Below are 294 nucleotides of genomic sequence, written 5' to 3'. Positions count from 1 at the left end.
ATCTTCTCTTTGGTTTCCTTAGGGATTGCATGCTTGGGTGAACGGCCAGTATTTTTATGGATCAGAAACTCCGGGCCTTCTTCCATCACTCCTTTTTTTAGACGTTTAACCTGGCGTTCACTCAGGTCTAAACTTAGAGCTGCTTCCCTGACCGTGATGTGGCCATCAATGAGGGATGAAATAACACTAAACCTATTAAGTTGTTCTTGGGTCATTAGATAACGCACCTCGTCCTTCATAGTGACATTTTATCACGATAGTTTACATGGTGACATTATCACAAGATAAACACAC

General features: G+C 41.8%; 1 protein-coding gene. It reads right to left on the bottom strand.

What is annotated here, in order from left to right:
• Positions 1-215 (bottom strand): helix-turn-helix domain-containing protein (locus KKC1_RS13380; protein ID WP_192868246.1); only part of this gene is annotated, 215 nt, incomplete at its 3' end.
• Positions 216-294 lie beyond the last annotated feature (79 nt).

The sequence above is a fragment of the Calderihabitans maritimus genome, assembly GCF_002207765.1.
GTDB classification, from domain to species: Bacteria; Bacillota; KKC1; order Calderihabitantales; family Calderihabitantaceae; genus Calderihabitans; species Calderihabitans maritimus.
This window is presented reverse-complemented; position numbering and strand designations above follow the sequence as displayed.